General features: G+C 54.2%; 18 protein-coding genes. 10 read left to right on the plus strand and 8 right to left on the minus strand.

The features are described 5' to 3' along the window. Positions 1-31: 31 nt before the first annotated feature. On the minus strand, positions 32-1,951 hold the full coding sequence (locus tag G604_RS0100500) for a heavy metal translocating P-type ATPase (RefSeq protein WP_028908825.1): 1,920 nt from the start codon (positions 1,949-1,951) through the stop codon (positions 32-34). Positions 1,952-1,962: 11 nt separating this feature from the next. Continuing rightward, positions 1,963-2,172 (minus strand): cation transporter, encoded by a 210-nt coding sequence (locus G604_RS0100505; RefSeq protein ID WP_028908826.1) that lies wholly within the window; start codon positions 2,170-2,172, stop codon positions 1,963-1,965. A 133-nt stretch (positions 2,173-2,305) separates the two neighbouring features. Between G604_RS0100505 and G604_RS15120 the strand changes: the two genes are divergently transcribed. Further along, positions 2,306-2,569: a hypothetical protein gene (locus G604_RS15120; RefSeq protein WP_155941817.1), complete on the plus strand. Its 264-nt coding sequence runs from the start codon at positions 2,306-2,308 to the stop codon at positions 2,567-2,569. A 132-nt stretch (positions 2,570-2,701) separates the two neighbouring features. Here G604_RS15120 and G604_RS0100510 read toward each other — a convergent pair whose 3' ends face one another. After that, on the minus strand, positions 2,702-3,268 hold the full coding sequence (locus tag G604_RS0100510) for a helix-turn-helix domain-containing protein (protein WP_028908827.1): 567 nt from the start codon (positions 3,266-3,268) through the stop codon (positions 2,702-2,704). A 162-nt stretch (positions 3,269-3,430) separates the two neighbouring features. On the opposite strand from G604_RS0100510, the gene G604_RS0100515 reads away from it, so the two are divergent. The 9 genes from G604_RS0100515 (at position 3,431) to G604_RS0100555 (ending at position 12,453) form a co-directional block, all read left to right on the plus strand. After that, positions 3,431-4,261, plus strand: coding sequence for an ATP-binding cassette domain-containing protein (locus G604_RS0100515; protein WP_028908828.1), 831 nt, complete (start codon positions 3,431-3,433; stop codon positions 4,259-4,261). A 71-nt stretch (positions 4,262-4,332) separates the two neighbouring features. Then, positions 4,333-5,112, plus strand: a complete 780-nt coding sequence (locus G604_RS0100520) for a hypothetical protein (RefSeq protein WP_155941818.1) — start codon at positions 4,333-4,335, stop codon at positions 5,110-5,112. Positions 5,113-5,172: 60 nt separating this feature from the next. After that, positions 5,173-5,913, plus strand: a complete 741-nt coding sequence (locus tag G604_RS0100525; RefSeq protein WP_028908830.1) for a GIN domain-containing protein — start codon at positions 5,173-5,175, stop codon at positions 5,911-5,913. After that, positions 5,913-6,281 carry a GntR family transcriptional regulator gene (locus G604_RS0100530; protein WP_028908831.1) on the plus strand — a complete coding sequence of 123 codons (369 nt, stop codon included), beginning with the start codon at positions 5,913-5,915 and terminating at the stop codon, positions 6,279-6,281. The genes G604_RS0100525 and G604_RS0100530 overlap by 1 nt, the downstream gene beginning before the upstream one ends. A 37-nt stretch (positions 6,282-6,318) precedes the next feature. Next, positions 6,319-8,550: an outer membrane beta-barrel family protein gene (locus G604_RS0100535; protein ID WP_028908832.1), complete on the plus strand. Its 2,232-nt coding sequence runs from the start codon at positions 6,319-6,321 to the stop codon at positions 8,548-8,550. Between the two features lie 240 nt (positions 8,551-8,790). Continuing rightward, positions 8,791-9,780: a YbhN family protein gene (locus G604_RS0100540; RefSeq protein WP_028908833.1), complete on the plus strand. Its 990-nt coding sequence runs from the start codon at positions 8,791-8,793 to the stop codon at positions 9,778-9,780. A gap of 36 nt (positions 9,781-9,816) precedes the next feature. Beyond that, entirely contained in the window at positions 9,817-10,629 is an 813-nt protein-coding gene (locus G604_RS0100545; RefSeq protein ID WP_028908834.1) for a metallophosphoesterase family protein, read from the plus strand. Next, entirely contained in the window at positions 10,610-11,275 is a 666-nt protein-coding gene (locus G604_RS0100550) for a hypothetical protein (RefSeq protein ID WP_028908835.1), read from the plus strand. The genes G604_RS0100545 and G604_RS0100550 overlap by 20 nt, the downstream gene beginning before the upstream one ends. A 68-nt stretch (positions 11,276-11,343) precedes the next feature. Next, entirely contained in the window at positions 11,344-12,453 is a 1,110-nt protein-coding gene (locus tag G604_RS0100555; protein ID WP_028908836.1) for a UDP-N-acetyl glucosamine 2-epimerase, read from the plus strand. Positions 12,454-12,470: 17 nt separating this feature from the next. On the opposite strand, the gene G604_RS0100560 is transcribed toward G604_RS0100555, so the two are convergent. The 5 genes from G604_RS0100560 to G604_RS0100580 all read right to left on the minus strand — a co-directional run bounded on the left by G604_RS0100560 (position 12,471) and on the right by G604_RS0100580 (position 16,757). Then, positions 12,471-13,421 carry an SPFH domain-containing protein gene (locus G604_RS0100560; RefSeq protein ID WP_028908837.1) on the minus strand — a complete coding sequence of 317 codons (951 nt, stop codon included), beginning with the start codon at positions 13,419-13,421 and terminating at the stop codon, positions 12,471-12,473. A gap of 51 nt (positions 13,422-13,472) precedes the next feature. Beyond that, positions 13,473-13,919 carry an NfeD family protein gene (locus G604_RS0100565; RefSeq protein WP_028908838.1) on the minus strand — a complete coding sequence of 149 codons (447 nt, stop codon included), beginning with the start codon at positions 13,917-13,919 and terminating at the stop codon, positions 13,473-13,475. 134 nt (positions 13,920-14,053) lie between these two features. Then, entirely contained in the window at positions 14,054-14,959 is a 906-nt protein-coding gene (locus tag G604_RS0100570) for a M48 family metallopeptidase (RefSeq protein WP_028908839.1), read from the minus strand. 136 nt (positions 14,960-15,095) lie between these two features. Further along, positions 15,096-15,938 (minus strand): zinc ribbon domain-containing protein, encoded by an 843-nt coding sequence (locus G604_RS0100575; RefSeq protein ID WP_036904198.1) that lies wholly within the window; start codon positions 15,936-15,938, stop codon positions 15,096-15,098. Between the two features lie 21 nt (positions 15,939-15,959). Beyond that, entirely contained in the window at positions 15,960-16,757 is a 798-nt protein-coding gene (locus G604_RS0100580) for a Nif3-like dinuclear metal center hexameric protein (RefSeq protein ID WP_028908841.1), read from the minus strand. Positions 16,758-16,895 lie beyond the last annotated feature (138 nt).

Raw genomic sequence — 16,895 nt, forward strand, 5'->3', positions numbered from 1 at the left:
GAACATGATCAATCATGTCCCTACGTCGGGATCATTTCGCCCATTTCAGCCGCAGGGAGTTCAGCACGACGCTGACGCTGGAGAAGGCCATGAGGGCACTCGCCCACATCGGCGTGATCTGGAAGTCAATGCCGAAGAGGTACAGAACGCCGGCGGCCAAGGGGATACAGATGATGTTGTAGATGAACGCCCAGAAGAGGTTCTCCCAGATCATCCGCACCGTCTTCCGGCTCAGCCGCACCGCCTCGGGGATCGCCTCGAGGTCATCACCCATCAGCGTCACCTGCGCCACATCCATGGCGACATCGGTACCCTTGCCGATGGCGATGCTCACGTCGGCCAGGGCCAGGGCCTGCGTGTCGTTGATGCCGTCACCGATCATCGCGACGACATGTCCCTTCTTCTGCAACTTCCTGACGAGTTGCTCCTTATCATCGGGCTTCACCTTACTCTGGTAATGGCGGATCCCGGCCTTCTCAGCCCAGTATCTCGCGGCCTCCTCCTTATCACCACTCATCATATAGACATCGATGCCCCAGTCCTGCAACTGTCTCATGGCCTCGACGGCATGGGGTTTCAGATGCTCACGCTCCTCCAAGGGGAGGTTATCGGCCTTCGTGAAGTCGATATTCTGGTTGGGGATCGTCAGCGTTCCCGTCTTATCGGTCACGAGGGCGTCGACCTTACGCAGCCGCTCCAGAGCCGTGGCATCCTTGATGAGGACCTTCTTCTCGGCAGCCTTACCGATACCGACCATCAAGGCCGTCGGCGTGGCCAGGCCCATGGCACACGGACAGGCGACGACGAGGACGGCGACGGCGGAGAGGATAGCCTGGGGCAGTGCCTCACTGCCGCCGAGGGCCCACCAGAGGAGGAACGTCAGCACGGCGATGGCGGCGACGACGGGGACGAAGACCATCGCGGCCTTGTCGACGATGCGCTGCACGGGGGCCTTCGACCCTTGTGCCTCCTGCACCATCCGGATGATATGGGCCAGGGCCGTGTCCTCTCCGATCTGCCGCGCTCTCATGCGGAACTTCCCCTGGGAGGGGATCGTTCCCGCCAGCACCTTCGATCCGGCCTTTTTCTCCGCGGGGGTCGGCTCGCCCGTGATCATACTCTCATCGACGTAGGCGGCATCGGCGGTCATGAAGCTCTCGGCCCATGTTACCTCACCGTCTACGGGGACTTTCTCGCCCGGACGGACCTCGAGGAGATCTCCTTTCTCGATCGTGGAGATGGGGACCTCCCGCACATCTCCGTCCTCGACGATATGGGCGGTCTTCGGGGCCATACCCATGAGCTGTCGGATGCTTGAGGCCGTGCCGTCCTTGGCTTTCTCCTCGAGGAGGCGGCCCGTGAGGACGAATGTGATGATCATCACCGACGCGTCGAAATACGTATGCCACGCCATGCCGCGAGCGCCCCATACGGCATCGCCCCAGAACGTGTTGAACGTACTGAAGAGGAAGGCAATGGCTGTCGACAGACAGACGAGCGTATCCATATTGGCGGCCCCATGGCGCAGCTGCCGCCACGCTGTCTGATAGAAGCTCCAACCGCAGAATACGATATTCGCCAGGGCCAGCAGCATCGCAGTCTGGTTCGTCACGGCAGCGCCTCCGATCCGGATCCAGTGCATCGACAGGGCCATGACGAGGAGGGAGAAGATCCAGGAGAGGATCGTCTTACGCTTCAGCAGCGTATAGGCGCGCTGCTCGATCTCCGCCACAGAGCGGTCACTCTCAATGACGAGGTCGTAGCCGATGCCGTTGATGGCTTCCTTCATCTGCGGCAGCGTGATCTTGTCGGGGTCATAATCGACGAGTGCAGAACGCCCCGGCAGTGATACCGAGGCGTTGTTGATGCCGGGAAGGCTGTTGAGCTTCCGCTCGACATTCGCCGAGCAGGAAGCGCAGGCCATCCCCAGTACAGGGATTGTTTTCTTCATATCAGCAGGGATTACAGACTCAGTTCATAACGGCCACTGTTGTCGACAGCAGCCTTCAACTGCTCAGGCGTCACGGCAGCCTCGTCATAGTCCACCGTCACATTGGCGGCATCGAGGTTTACCTCAGCGCTCTTCACGCCACTGACAGCCTTCAACGCGTTCTCTACATTCATCTTGCAGTGGCCGCACTTCATGCCACTGACCGCAAAAGTCTTTTTCATATCGTTCCTTTCCTTTTAAACAGTTAAACATCCCGAGGACAGCTCTTCCGCGCCCCCTCGGCTTTCTTTTCTGCTGCAAAGTTACGGATTTTTTTGGGGAAAGGAGTTACGATTTCTTGGAAGAAAATTATGATTGATAAATCATCATAGATTTATTTTAGAAAATGGGCCATCGGATAAAACATGTGGGCAACGTGCCTCCATCAATGATCATCAATATTTCATCAATATCATCAGCGCCTCAAAAAAATTATCATCTATGGATGCCAAGGCATCGCGTCAATTTTCATCAATAGTGGCGATGGGGGAAGAGATTGATCCACATGCAGGGGCCGTCCTTTATGGCGGTCCGATGCCGGTACGGCATTCCCGTGTGGCGAATATTGATGAAAATTGACGCGATGGCAGAGCCATCCATAGATGATTATCATCGCCACTCGTAGCGCCAATGAATTGATGTTATTATTGATGAATATTGATGGAGCCAACCCACAGAAAATATCAGAAGCCCTATTTATCCTTATATCTTTTATATTTTATCCAGTTCCTTCCGTGTATTTCCGTCCATCCGTTTGAATTCCGTCGGTGTCATGCCCGTGATGGTCTTAAACTGGGAGCTGAGGTAGGCCACGCTGCTGTAGTTCATTTTCAGGGCGATCTGGGTAAGCGACAGTTCATCATATTTCAGGAGTTCCTTCACCCTCTCGACGCGCAGGAGCATATAATAATGTTCGATCGTCTGTCCCGTGCACTCACTGAAGAGTTTACTCAGGGCACTGTAGTCACTGTGCAACTCCCGGCTGAGGTATTCGCTGAGGGTGAGCTGCGTGTTACTGTTCTGCTGATGCACGAGGGTGATGAGGAGACTCTTGATTTGATTGAGGGTCTGCTGCCGCCGGTCGGTAAGCAACTCAAAGCCGAGGTTTTTCAACATCCCGGACAACTTCTCCCGCTCTTCGTCAGGGAGTACATCTTCCCTAATCTTCACCTCACCGAGCTCCACGCTCAGGGGATGAAGGCCCAACTGTTCCAGACAGCCGCTGACGGCCATTTTGCAGCGGTCACAAACCATATTTTTTATATACAAGGTAATCATATCGGATGCAAAGATAAGAAAAAACTTAAAAGATGTCAAATTTTTCGGGAAAAATTTGGGCATTTCGTATAGTTATCGTACATTTGCAGTGTACTACTACAGTGGTACACGTAAAAGTAAAAAAGTAAAGAAGTAAAAAAGTAAAAAAGTAAAAACAGAAATATGATAGAGATCAAAAATCTGACATACCGCTACCCGGGAGCGAAGCATCCCGTGTTTGAGGATTTCAGTCTCACGCTGGAGGGCAACCGCATTTACGGGCTCCTGGGGAAGAACGGCACGGGGAAGTCCACACTCCTCTACCTCATCAGTGGTCTGCTGCGCCCCACGGCGGGGGAGGTGCTGCTGGGCGGCCGACGGAGTTTCGACCGCACGCCCGAGATGCTCGAGGACCTCTTCCTCGTCCCTGAGGAGTATGACCTCCCGGCGATGGGTCTCCGGGAATACGTGAAGGTGAACCGCATGTTCTATCCCCGTTTCAGTGAGGAGATCCTCACCAACTGTCTCCGGGATTTCGAGATCGCCCCCGACGTGGACCTGAAGGCCCTGTCGATGGGACAGAAGAAAAAGGTATATATGAGTTTCGCCCTCGCCACGGGGACGCGTCTGATCCTCATGGACGAGCCGACGAACGGCCTCGATATCCCGTCGAAGAGCCTGTTCCGTAAGGTCGTGGCGAGATATATGACGGAGGACCGTACGATGATCATTTCCACGCATCAGGTGCATGACATCGAGAGTCTCCTGGACCATATCGTCATCATCGACCAGAGTGAGGTGCTCCTCAACAGCAGTGTCAGTGACCTCACGGCGCGCTATGCCTTCCGTGCCATCAGTGAGCAGGAGGCCGAGGGGCCGGATGTCGTCTACACGGAGCCGAGCATCATGGGCCTCGCCGCGATCCTCCGCCGCCAGCCCGGGGAGGAGGAGACGCAAGTGAACCTGGAATTGTTGTTTGACGCAATAACCAAAAGTAAAAAAGTAAAGAAGTAAAAAAGTAAAAAAACGATATAAAAGTAAAGAAGTAAAAAAGTAAAGGACTCTGGAAAATGAAAAAAAGCAATATGGAAAGATTCAGGAAGGTGGTGCTGTGGCAGTGGGCATACACACGGCGGAGCTACCTCTATGCCGCCGGGGGCTTTGCCGCGGCAGTACTCCTCCCGGCGCTCTGCGGCCTTGCCCTCCACCGAGGGGGCCAGGGGGCCATGCAAGTGATGGGGTCCCTCTTCGATATTGCGGCAGTGATCTACCTCCTCACCTGCGGCGCCCTCATCACGTCGGATATCTCGGGGAAGCGGGAGCGCATTGCCGCCTTCACGCTCCCGGCGACGAAGGGCGAGAAATTCGTGGCCCGTTACCTCCATCTCGTCATCGGCATCCCCGTGGCAGCTTTCGTGGGCATGATCGCCGGAGATCTCGTGCAGATGCTCCTCTCCCTGCTCATCTCGGGGGACAGCACCTCCGTGACGGCGGAGTTCTTCGGACGGTCGCGATATCTCTCCGACGTGGACGGGGCCTTCGACTATGGGGCTCTCATGGGGATCCTGTCGCTGCTCTTCGCCCATAGTTTTATGATGCTCTGTGGCATCTGTTTCCGCCGTCACGCGTGGATCAAGACGATGATCCTGCAGGCGGCCCTCGGCACAGTGGTCTCCACGGTCCTCGCGGGTGTCGGCTTCGCCATGATGTTCGCCCTGAACAACCGGTACGGGGAACATAATTATAATGTGGTGTTGGTCGACAATACCTTCACGCAGATCCTCTATGCAGCGGTCCTCCTCGCCCTCACCGCGGGATGTTATTGGGGGACGTTCCGCATCTACCGGCGGATGCAGGCAAATTAAAAAAGTAAAGAAGTAAAAAGTAAAAAAGTAAAAGATAGACAGATTAAAATACAATACAGTATGAAAAAGATCATTTATACCTTTGTGGCGTTTCTCGTCGCCCTCTGCGCCCTCGCCTCCTGTAAGGTGGAGGTAGTGAATCAGAAGGACGGACAACAGGCAGCGTGGTCCGTTCCCGTGACCGCCTTCCGAGGCATCGAGGTGTCGGGCGCCGCCGATGTCACCTATATCCCCTCGGATACGTTCAGCGTGACGATCAAAGGGCCTGCCGATGAGCGGAAATATGTCTCCACGTCTGTCAATAATGGTATCCTGAAGATCAAATACGACACGAAGATTTTCAACAACAAGATCTACATCATCAACGGTCGTACGGAATCGCTGAAGATCGTGGTGAAGGCCCCCACCCTCTCCTCCGTCATCGTCAACGGCAGTGGCGACTTCACGGCCCAGTCCCTCCATGCCGACTCCTTCCGGAGTGTCACCAATGGCAGCGGGGATACGAAGATCACGAATCTCCAGGCCAAGAAGGTCGATATCTCCGTCAATGGCAGTGGGGATATCCGTGTAGGCCTTGAGAAGGTCGCTGACGCGCAGGTCGGCGTCGCCGGCAGCGGGGATATCAACCTGAAGCTGCGTCACTGCGGAAAACTCAACACCTCCGTCTCGGGCGCCGGTGACATCAAGGTCAGCGGCGATGTCGACACCTGGCAGAGCCATACCTCCGGCGCCGGTGATGTCGACAGTGACGGCCTGACCGTCAGACACCAGGAGGTCCACAATAGCCTCAATGATGAATAATGAGTTTCAAGAACGATAAAGCGATCTATCTCCAGATGGCGGAGCGGCTCTGCGATGATATCCTCGCGGGGAAATACAAGTCCGACGAGCGCATCCCGTCGGTACGGGAGTATGCCGTCATGCTGGAGGTGAACACGAACACGGCGGTGAAGGCCTACGATGAGCTGTCGCGGGAGGGCATCATCTACAACCGGCGCGGCCTGGGCTATTTCGTGGCCTCCGATGCCGCGGAGCGTATCCACGGGCACCGCCGGGAGGCCTTCTTCAAGGAGATGCTCCCCGACGTATTCCGCCAGATGACGCTCCTCGGGATCGATATTGAAGAGATCGAGGAAAGATGGATTAAAAGTAAAGAAGTAAAGAAGTAAAGAAGTAAAAAAGTAAAAAAGTAAAACAACTACGAATATGAAGAGACTTTATTTTACGGTTACGCTCGTGCTGCTGGCCATGACGGCGGCGCACGCACAATCCGCTGCCCACAAGGGCGGCGACGCTGCCCAGAAGGACAGCACGGAGACGGACTCCGCCTACTGGAAGAAATTCGACCTCAGCGAGGTGCAGGTCACTGCCGCCCGCAAGTATGTCAAGGCTGACATCGACAAGCTCACTTACGACATTGAGCGTGACGACGACTCGAAGACGAAGAACACCCTCGACATGCTCCGCAAGGTGCCCCTGGTCACTGTCGACGGCCAGGACAATATCAAGGTGAAGGGGTCCTCGGCTTTCAAGATCTACAAGAACGGCCACCCCGACCCGTCGTTTGAGGGCTCTACGGTGAGTCAGATCCTCAAGGCCCTCCCCGCCAACTCGATCAAGAAGATCGAGGTCATCACCGATCCCGGTGCCAAGTATGACGCCGAGGGCACCACGGCCATCCTCAACATCGTCATGAAGGACAATGCCGGCATGCATGGCGTGGCCGGTACGATCAATATGGCCGCCACCCCAGAAGGCTCCACAGAGCCATCGGTCAGCCTCACCACGCAGGTCGGCAAACTCACCGTCGGCATCAACTACGGCTTCGCCAATGTGTCGAAAGAAAATTCCAAGCAACGCCAGAATGGCGAGACCTATTATAAAGACAGTGGCGAGACCGACCGCTTCAATACGGCTATGAAAGGCCCGCTCCGCATCCATTTCGGCGATATCTCCGCCAGCTATGAGATCGACTCGCTGAACCTCATCTCCCTCTCCGGTGGCGGTTACTATTATCATGTCGGCATGGATATCCATACGGACAACCAGCATCTCGACAAGACCGGCGATCCCGTCTACAGCTATACTGACCACATGACGATGCCGAAATACGACTATTACAACTTCAACGGTCGTGTGGACTACCAGCATAAGACGCATCTCGACGGCGAGGTCCTCACGCTGAGCTATATGGGATCGACGACGAGGCAGAACGACAACGAGAGCCATGTCTACAGCAACTTCTCCGGCACCGTTCCCTTCGCCTATACCGGTTTTCTGCAGAAACAGAACGAGAAGTTCTTCGAGCATACGGCACAGATCGACTATGTCCGTCCCATCCATAAGATCCATACCCTTGAGGTCGGCGCGAAATATATCAACCGGTCGAACAAGAGTAAGACAGCCATGGACTATGCCGATGCTGCCGATCAGAACACCGGTGACCAGTTCAAGCATATCACGCAGGTCGCCGCCGCCTATGCTGAATGGATGTCGAAGCTCGGCAAATGGAGCCTCCGTGCCGGTCTGCGCTACGAATACAGTCACATGAAGGCGACTTATCCCGACGGCAGTCAGGCAGGCTTCAGCAAGAAACTCAACGACTGGTGTCCGTCGGCCAGCATCCAGTATGCCATCTCGGACATGAACACGCTGCGCCTGAACTACTCCACAACGATCACGCGTCCGGGTATCAGTTTTCTGAATCCCGCCGTCATCGAGACGCCGACGACGATCACCTATGGTAACCCGGAGCTGAACAGTGCCCGCAACCAGAGCCTCGCGCTGACCTACACCCATGTCGGTCAGAAGTTCACGTTCAATATCAGTCCGCAGTATTATTTCTCCAACAACCAGATTGCTGACGAGGACTTCGCGAGAAACAACAAGCAGGTGTCCACCTATGGCAATATCAACCGAGAGCGCAGTTTCTGGACTTCGGCCTACGCGCAGCTCACGCCTTGGAAGGGCGGCTCCTTCTCCATCAACGGCGGCGCGGGATACCACTGGTATAAGAACCCGAATATCAACCTCGCCCTCGGCGGCTGGCATGGCAACGGCTACGTCAACTACACGCAACAGCTACCGTGGAAGCTGCAGTTCACGGCGGGATTCGGTTGCAACCTGGGCAGGGAGCCGCAGTCGGTATATGACAATTGGACGGGATCCATATTCAATGATTTCTCCATCCGTCGCTCCTTCCTCAAAGAAGACCGGCTGACCGTGACGATCGCCACCTCCAATCCCTTCAATAAATATCAGACGTACAAATCTCACACGGTACAGGGTGACTATATCGGCTACAACAGGAATCAGAACTCACAGTCCCACCAGTTCGGTATCCGCATCTCCTACCGATTCGGTTCGCTGAAGGCTTCCGTGAAGAAGGCCGACAAGACCATCGAGAACAACGATGTCGTCGGAGGCATCAAGAAGTAGTTTGACCGCCACATCGGTTCGTATGCAGGGGCCGTCCCTTGTGGCGGCCCGCCGACCGAAGGTCGGATTTTAGGGATTGTGGGTACATCCGTCGTGCCGACGGCGGGCCGCCACAAGGGACGGCCCCTGCAAATGGATCACAGGCCACAAGGGCCGCGTCCTACGGTGGATCACGTTTGTCATTGCTTTGTCACACATGATCCACAATAAAGCCCTGGCATCGCCGTTATCCATGCAGATATGAAACTCTGGCAAATCATCGCTGCCGCCTCCATCGGCATCATCGTCGTGGTGATCATGATGATCCGCGACTTCGATATCAGCGCCCTCTCCCAGGTGTCCTTCTCCTGGCAGTTCATCGCAGGTGTCGTCGTCGCCTTCATGGGCTATGTCTTTCAGAACCTCTTCATGGCGGAACGGACACGGCTGCTCGTCGACGGGGAGCTGAACTTCTGGAAGAGTCTCCGCGTATTCATCCTCTGTGAGTTCACCTCCGCCGTCACGCCCTCCGCCGTCGGCGGCAGTGGCCTGGCGTTTATCTATCTCAATCAAGAAGGGGTGAACATGGGCAAGAGTACCTTCACCATGTTCGCCGCCCTCTTCGCCGACGAGCTCTTCCTCGGCCTGACGAGTCTCGCCCTCTACCTCTTCGTCCCCGCCAATACCCTTTTCGGTATCCCCGGTGATGTCAACAGCTCCATCCGCTATATCTTCCTCTTCAGCACGACCATCGTCTGTGCGTGGACGGCGACGCTCTTCGTCCTGATTTTCCACCACCCGGAATATTTCGGAAAGGTGTTCAAGCGCGTCTGCACCCTGCGCTGGCTGCGCCGCTTCTACGGAAAGGCTCGCCGCTACGGCAATGACCTGACGGTAGCCTCCGCCGTAGCCCGCCGGCATAACTTCTTCTACTGGCTGAAGATCATGGGCACAACGACGATGGCCTGGCTCTCCCGCTTCGGCATCGTCGTGGCGATTCTCTGGGCCTTCGACGCCCACGGCAACTACCTCATCGGACTGGCGCGGCAGTGGGTCATCTGGATGATCGCCATCATCTCACCGACTCCAGGCGGCAGTGGCGTGGCAGAACTGATGTTCCGCAACTATTACTCCGACTTCATCAGCAACACATCCGTCGTCATCCTCGCCGCCATGATCTGGCGATTTATTTTCTATTACACTTATCTTCTGCTCGGAACGGTAATGATTGCCACAAAACTGAAGAAATAATTTTCCTTAAAAATTATTTTTTCGTAACTTTGTGGCATGAACCACAAGAACATCCTTCTCTTCCTGGTCACCGTCCTCTTTGTCGCTTGTGACAAAGGGCCGTTTGACATCCACCCCTATGATGTCCATATCACGGGGGCCACAAATCTCAACGCTACAAATATCGCGAAGATCGAAGAAACCTGCAAAGGGAAAGACACCCTCCGTGTGGCCTTCATCAGTGACACCCATCTCTGGGTCTCCCAGTTTCAGAAAGAGGTCGACGACATCAACCGCCGCAAGGACTCCATAGACTTCGTCGTCCACTGTGGCGATATCACCGACACGGGGACAACGCGGGAGTATGAATGGACACGGAAGATCCTTGAGAAACTCGAGCGCCCTCATGTCGTACTCATCGGTAATCATGACTTCCTCGGCACGGGAGACCAAGTCTATGAGAACATGTATGGCGACCTCGACTTCTCCTTCATCGCCGGTACGACGAAGTTTGTCTGTCTGAACACGAACGCTACGGAATATGACTATCTCGCCGCCGTGCCCAACTTCGACTATATGGATGAGCAGATCCATGCCGACAGCGCGAAGTTCAACCACACCGTCGTCTGCATGCATGCCGGGCCGGGCAGTGAGCAGTTCAACAACAATGTCACGAAGATGTTCGGATATGTCCTCAGCCTCTATCCCGGACTCTACTGTTGTCTCTACGGCCATGACCATCACTTCCAGGCCACGGATATGTATCATAACGGTACGATGTGGTATGAGATTGCCAGTGCCCAGGCCCGTGAATACCTCCTCTTTACCTTCACCCCTAACGGATACAGCTATGAAAGGATTCATTATTAGTATACTGCTGCTCCTATTGCTGCCCCTCACCGCCACGGCGGGGGAGGAAGACAGCATCTACTTGAAAGACTCCATCCCGGGGAAATACGACCACCGCATCCACCGCTACCGTAAATACTGGGAGTCACTGATCCCCACACAGATCATCATCCAGAATGCGGGCAACATGGGCTTCATCTCCGGCGGCTTCGGATGGGAATACGGGCGACGGGGACAATGGGAGACGCATCTCCTCTGGGGCTTCCTGCCGAAATACAGCAGTACGCGCGCCAAACTGACGATGACGGTCAAAGAGACCTATATACCCTGGAGCATCAACCTCGGGAAGGGCTTCGCCCTCGAGCCCCTGAGCTCGGGCATCTACGTCAATACCGTCTACGGCCATGAGTTCTGGAAGAGTCAGCCGGGGCGCTATCCCGACAAATACTATCAGGCGCTGTCGACGAAATTCCGTCTGAATGTCTTCCTCGGACAACGGGTGACCCTGAATATCCCGGAGCGGCACCGCTTCTTCGTCAAGGCCATTACGGCATTCTATGAAGTCAGCACCTGTGATCTCTACATCCGTGCCATGATCCAGGATGACCAGATCAGCCTCTGGCAGATCCTCGGCCTGTCGCTGGGGTTGAAATTCCAACTGCTTTAAATGCGTTTCTCAAAAATATTTCGTAACTTTGTACCATCAAAACAAATAGCAAAAAAATCAAAAGGCGTATGAATATCTGTATTTTCTGCGGTGCCCGCCCGAACTTCATCAAGGTGGCACCGGTGATCAGAGCCATTGAGAAAGAGAAAGCCGCCGGCACGGACATCCACTACGAGCTCGTCTATGCCGGTCCCGCTGACGACCCGACACTCGAGAGCAGTATCTTTGAGGAACTGGAGATTCCACGGCCGAATGTCTTTCTCGGCGTGGAGTGTGAGAACCTTAATGAACTCACGGGACAGGTGATGTCGAAGTTCGAGACCTATCTGCAGCAGCACCCCACGGATACCGTCATCGTCGTCGACGACCTCGCCTCGACCATGGCCGCCGCCATCGTAACGAAGAAACAGGGCATCCGACTGGCACATATCGCCGCCGGCACACGCTCCTTCGATATCACGATGCCGAAGGAGATCAACCGCCTCGTCATCGACGGCCTCTCCGACATCCTCTTCACCGCCGGTATCAGTAACAACTCCATAGCAAACCGTGAGGGCGCTGAACTGTCGAAAGTATATATGGTGGGTAATGTGCTCATGGATAATCTGCGTTTCCTCCACGATAAGATTGAGAAGGCTACGCTCCCCGAGGAAGTGACGCGCTGGACGAAAGATGAGAATGGCAATGACAAGCCGTACCTCGTCTTCACCATCAACCGTAAGGCCCTCCTGGCCAATAAGCCGAACTTGCTGAAGATGCTCCAGCAGATGCTTGCGACATCCGGGGATATGGATATCATCGCGCCACTGCGTGATAAAGCCGTGACGACGATCATGGCCTTCGGACTCCATGACGGACTCGACCTCAGTCATTTCCATATTGTCCAGCCGTTGGGTTATCTCGAATTCTCCCATCTCACGCGTCATACCCGTGGCATCATCACCGACAGCGGTAATGTGGCTGAGGAGGCGACATTCAACCAGGTGCCGTGTATCACGCTGAACAGTTATACGGAACATATCGAGACGGTGAAGATCGGTACGAATGTCCTCGTGGGTGAAGATCCCACGGCCCTCGCCGGTGCCGTCTGCAACATGGTGCAGGGACAGTGGAAAGATGCCGCCATCCCCGACCGATGGGACGGACGAAGCGCCGAGAGGATCGTAAAGAGTTTATAAAGCCGATCAAACGGAAATTATTGGTCTTTAAACAGTTCCTTGATGCCGGCGAGGCTGCCGAGGACATTCGTCGCCTCATAGGGCAGATAGACGGTCTTCGTCTTATCGCCGGCGGCAAGTTCCTGCATCATCTGGATATATTTCTGTGCCAGGAGGTAGTTGGCCGGATTCGTACTCTTGCCGACAGCCTCCGTGATCTTCTCTATGGCGATGGCCTCGGCCTCAGCCTTACGGATACGGGCCTGGGCCTCACCCTCGGCACGGAGGATGGCCTGCTGCTTGGCAGCCTCGGCCTTGTTGATGATGGCGGCCTTGTCACCCTCACTCTGCAGGATCTGTGCCTGCTTGTCACCCTCACTGGTGAGGATCGTGGCACGCTTGTTCCGCTCAGCCTGCATCTGCTTCTCCATGGCCTGGAGGACACTCTGCGGCGGCGTGATATCCTGCAGCTCCACACGGTTGACCTTGATGCCCCATTTGTTCGTAGCATCATCGAGGACACCACGGAGCTTCGTGTTGATGGTGTCACGTGACGTCAGCGTCTGGTCGAGTTCCATCTCACCAATGATGTTACGGAGCGTCGTCTGCGTCAGTTTCTCAATAGCGTTCGGCAGGTTGTTGATCTCATAGACAGCCTTGAAAGGATCGACGATCTGGAAATAGAGCAGCGCGTTGATCTGCATCTGAATATTATCCTTCGTGATCACGTTCTGACGGTCGAAGTCGTAGACCTGCTCACGGAGATCGATGGTGTTGGTATACACATACCGTCCGTTGCGCAGGGAGACGATCTCCTTCGCCCGGTCGATGAACGGAATGATGATGTTCACACCCGGTTTCAACGTGGCATAATAGCGTCCGAGACGCTCAATGATTTTCGTCTCACTCTGCGGAATGATGACGACGGCCATCTTCACGAACACCAGGACGAGGATGACGATGGCAATTAAGACATAGGTTGCAATCATAATACAGTTTTTTATAGGTTTAACGGAACAGGATCAACCATGTCCCTACGTTTACTTTTTTACTTTTACAATAATGCTTTCTCTGCTGACGATCTTCACCTTCTCCCCTTTATGGATCGGCTCGGGATCATCGGAGACCGCCTTCCACTGGTCACCGTCGACCTGCACATACCCGCTGCCACCGGGACGGATCTCCTCGATGACCGTTCCTACCCTACCGATGAGGGCATCGGCATTGCTCACACGATGGTCACCACCCTTATGCAGGGCTTTCAACAGTCGGGGACGGATCAGTTTAATACTCAATACGGAGAAGGCGGCCCAAATCAGTACCTGCAACCAGAAAGGAAGTCCGATAACGGCACTGACGATGGCCACGAGGCCACCGATGGCAAAACAAGTGACAAAGAAATCACCGGAGGTCAGTTCTAGGATGAGGCACACAAAGGTGACGACGCACCACAGGAGCCATAGGTTGGCAGAAATATAATCTATCATAGTCATCGGAATAAAGGGTTATCAAAATATCCACTTGCAGGGGCCGTCCCTTGTGGCGGCCCGCCGTCGGTACGACGGATGTTTCCAAGGCAGTTGGGCAACCGAACAGATACCGGCGGGAACCAAATAAGATATTAACGTCTCTTGCGCGAAGAACTCTTGCGTGACGTCGTCTTCTTTGTCGTCACGGCTTTCGAGCTCTGCTTGTAGTATTTCAGAGCCTCAGGCATCTCCTGCTCCAGGGCGGCGATACGCTTGGCGTCAGAGGGGTGCGTGGAGAGGAAGTCGGATGTGGACGCTCCCGTATAAGAGCCACTGCTACCATTGCCACTGTTACCGGCCATACGCTTCCAGAACGGAATGGCCTGCTGGGGATCATAGCCGGCCATAGCGGCAAAGATCAGACCCATGTGATCGGCCTCGAGCTCATCCTGACGACTGTATTTGAGGTTCAGCAACTGGAAACCATTACTGGCGACATTGGCAGCAACATTGGCCACATCACTGCCGGCGACGGCGCCGAGGAGGGCACCACCGAGTTGAATACCGATGTTCTGATTCTGTGCCTTCGTCATCTGCTCCGCACTATGCTTAGCGACAGCATGGGCAATCTCATGACCGAGGACGATAGCCAGAGAGGTCTCATTCTGCGTGATAGGCAGCAAACCCTCATAGACAACAATCTTACCGCCAGGCATACACCAGGCATTGGCTTCCTTGTTCTGTACGAGGTTGAACTCCCATTCATAGTTCTTGATCTCTGAGGCATAGCCGTTCTGCTTTAGATAAGTCTCTACAGCATTGGCCAAACGGCGACCAACACGCTGGACCATCGCTGTGCTGGCAGCATCGGTAGACTTCTTGTTCTTTGCCATAAAAGCGGCATACTCCTGACGGGACTCCTGGAGGAGAGCCTGATCAGAGACAGCAATCTTGTGCTGACGGCCCGTGATAGGCACCGTCTGCGTCGTGCCACAACCTGCCAGACCTAAGACCATCATGGCAGTGAGCAAAATTACATGTAAACGTTTACTTCTCATTTCTTTACAGCATCACATATATTAATCTGCAGACAAAGATACATCTTTTTCTGCAATGCACAAAAAAATGGCTATAGTTTTTTACACTATAGCCATTTTATTATGATTGGGACATGATTCATCATGTTCCGAAATATTATGCCTCGGGGACGGCAGCGTCCTCAGCGGCCTTCTTCGTCTTACGGATGGAACGCTTGCGCTTCGGCTTCTCCTCTTTGGTCACGGTCTTCACACCGGCCAACTCAGGATCGATGAGGATACGACCACAATACTCGCAGACGATGATCTTCTTGTGCATCTTGATGTCGAGCTGACGCTGTGGCGGGATCTTGTTGAAACAACCACCACAGGCATCACGCTGCACGTAAACGATACCCAGACCATTACGGGCATTCTTGCGGATACGCTTGAAACTCTGAAGGAGACGGGGCTCAATCTTCTTCTCCAGCTCCTCAGCCTTGACCTTCAGCTTAGCCTCTTCATCCTTTGTCTCCTGCATCACCTCATCGAGTTCTCCACGCTTGTGCTCCAAATCAGCAGTGCGGTCCTCAATAGTAGACTGTGTGTTAGTGAGAGTCTGCTGCTTCTCAAAGACCTTCTGCTGGGCCTCCTTGATCTTTTTGTTGCACAGATCTACCTCCAACTGCTGGAAGTCGATCTCCTTACTCAGCATGTCATACTCACGGTTGTTGGCTACCGTGTCCAACTGCTGATGATAACGCGCCAGAGAGGCCTGAGCATCCTGGATGTCGGCCTGGTTCTTGGCAATGGCATTGTTGAAACTGTCAATGTCCTGCTGGATATGCTCCGCACGTGTCTGAAGACCGGCGATCTCATCCTCCAGCTCCTGCACTTCATAAGGTAACTCACCACGAAGGGCACGCTTCTCATCAATGGCAGAGAGCGTCTGCTGTAACTGGTAGAGGGTGGAGAGTTTCTCCTCTACCGTCATTTCTGTAGGATCTTTTTTTGTTGACATATCGTTTGTGATAAATATGAATTAATGTTGATGAAAATACAAAATAGGATTCGTGTCTTCTTCCGTCACTACCGTCCTTAACTCCGGACAACTCTTCTGAAGAATCTCCTGTAACAGTTCTGAGGTATACTGCTCACTCTGGTAATGCCCAATGACACAGAGCTGAATCTCCTGCTCATGGCCGAAATACTCATGATAATGCATCTCACCGGTCAGGAAGGCATCGGCTCCGGCTGCAAGGGCTGTCGGCAACAGGAAACTGCCGGCGCCACCACAGAGGGCAACGGTCTCGATGGGACGGCGCAAGAGCTCATTGGTCATCACGCACTCCACCTTGAAGACACGCTGGACGAGCTCCACGAAGTCATCGGCGGCGATCGGCTCGGCGAATCGTCCAAGGAGACCTTCCGATCCCCGCACACCTTCCACCTCCTGCTCCTTTCCAAGCGGGCGACAGTCGGACAGTCCGAGTTTCTCCGCGATCTTCCAGTTGACGCCACCCTGAGCGGCATCGAGATTCGTATGCATGGAGATGATGGCCAGGTCATGCTTGATGGCCTTGGCGACGACGCGCTGGACCATATCCTCCCCACTGATGCGGTGAAGGCCGTGGAAGAGCAGAGGATGGTGACTCACGATGAGGTTGCAGCCTTTTGACAACGCCTCATCGACGATGGACTCCGTCACGTCAAGACACAATAAAGCCCCTGAGACTTCCGCCTCTGGTAATCCGATCTGCAGGCCGGCATGATCATAGCCTTCCTGCAGGGGCAGAGGCGCGAAACGTTCAAGGGCATGAAGTACATTTCCTAATTTCACGCTAAAATGTTTTAGGTTGCAAAAGTACAATTTTTATTTGAGACCTACAAACTTTTCTCTTTTTTTTTCGCTTTTCGTTGGTGGTATCAATTTTTTTAACTAGATTTGCATCAGATAACGCAGTATCAACATTGTTCA

The organism is Prevotella sp. AGR2160, assembly GCF_000424185.1.
Classification (GTDB): Bacteria; Bacteroidota; Bacteroidia; order Bacteroidales; family Bacteroidaceae; genus Prevotella.

Coding starts and splice junctions, on each gene's coding strand:
- G604_RS0100515 (WP_028908828.1), top strand. CDS start 3,431: ATGATAGAGATCAAAAATCTGACATACCGCTACCCGGGAGCGAAGCAT.
- G604_RS0100575 (WP_036904198.1), bottom strand. CDS start 15,938: ATGTCAACAAAAAAAGATCCTACAGAAATGACGGTAGAGGAGAAACTC.
- G604_RS0100570 (WP_028908839.1), bottom strand. CDS start 14,959: ATGAGAAGTAAACGTTTACATGTAATTTTGCTCACTGCCATGATGGTC.
- G604_RS0100500 (WP_028908825.1), bottom strand. CDS start 1,951: ATGAAGAAAACAATCCCTGTACTGGGGATGGCCTGCGCTTCCTGCTCG.
- G604_RS0100545 (WP_028908834.1), top strand. CDS start 9,817: ATGAACCACAAGAACATCCTTCTCTTCCTGGTCACCGTCCTCTTTGTC.
- G604_RS0100560 (WP_028908837.1), bottom strand. CDS start 13,421: ATGATTGCAACCTATGTCTTAATTGCCATCGTCATCCTCGTCCTGGTG.
- G604_RS0100510 (WP_028908827.1), bottom strand. CDS start 3,268: ATGATTACCTTGTATATAAAAAATATGGTTTGTGACCGCTGCAAAATG.
- G604_RS0100555 (WP_028908836.1), top strand. CDS start 11,344: ATGAATATCTGTATTTTCTGCGGTGCCCGCCCGAACTTCATCAAGGTG.
- G604_RS0100520 (WP_155941818.1), top strand. CDS start 4,333: ATGGAAAGATTCAGGAAGGTGGTGCTGTGGCAGTGGGCATACACACGG.
- G604_RS0100505 (WP_028908826.1), bottom strand. CDS start 2,172: ATGAAAAAGACTTTTGCGGTCAGTGGCATGAAGTGCGGCCACTGCAAG.
- G604_RS0100525 (WP_028908830.1), top strand. CDS start 5,173: ATGAAAAAGATCATTTATACCTTTGTGGCGTTTCTCGTCGCCCTCTGC.
- G604_RS0100540 (WP_028908833.1), top strand. CDS start 8,791: ATGAAACTCTGGCAAATCATCGCTGCCGCCTCCATCGGCATCATCGTC.
- G604_RS0100535 (WP_028908832.1), top strand. CDS start 6,319: ATGAAGAGACTTTATTTTACGGTTACGCTCGTGCTGCTGGCCATGACG.
- G604_RS0100530 (WP_028908831.1), top strand. CDS start 5,913: ATGAGTTTCAAGAACGATAAAGCGATCTATCTCCAGATGGCGGAGCGG.
- G604_RS0100550 (WP_028908835.1), top strand. CDS start 10,610: ATGAAAGGATTCATTATTAGTATACTGCTGCTCCTATTGCTGCCCCTC.
- G604_RS0100565 (WP_028908838.1), bottom strand. CDS start 13,919: ATGATAGATTATATTTCTGCCAACCTATGGCTCCTGTGGTGCGTCGTC.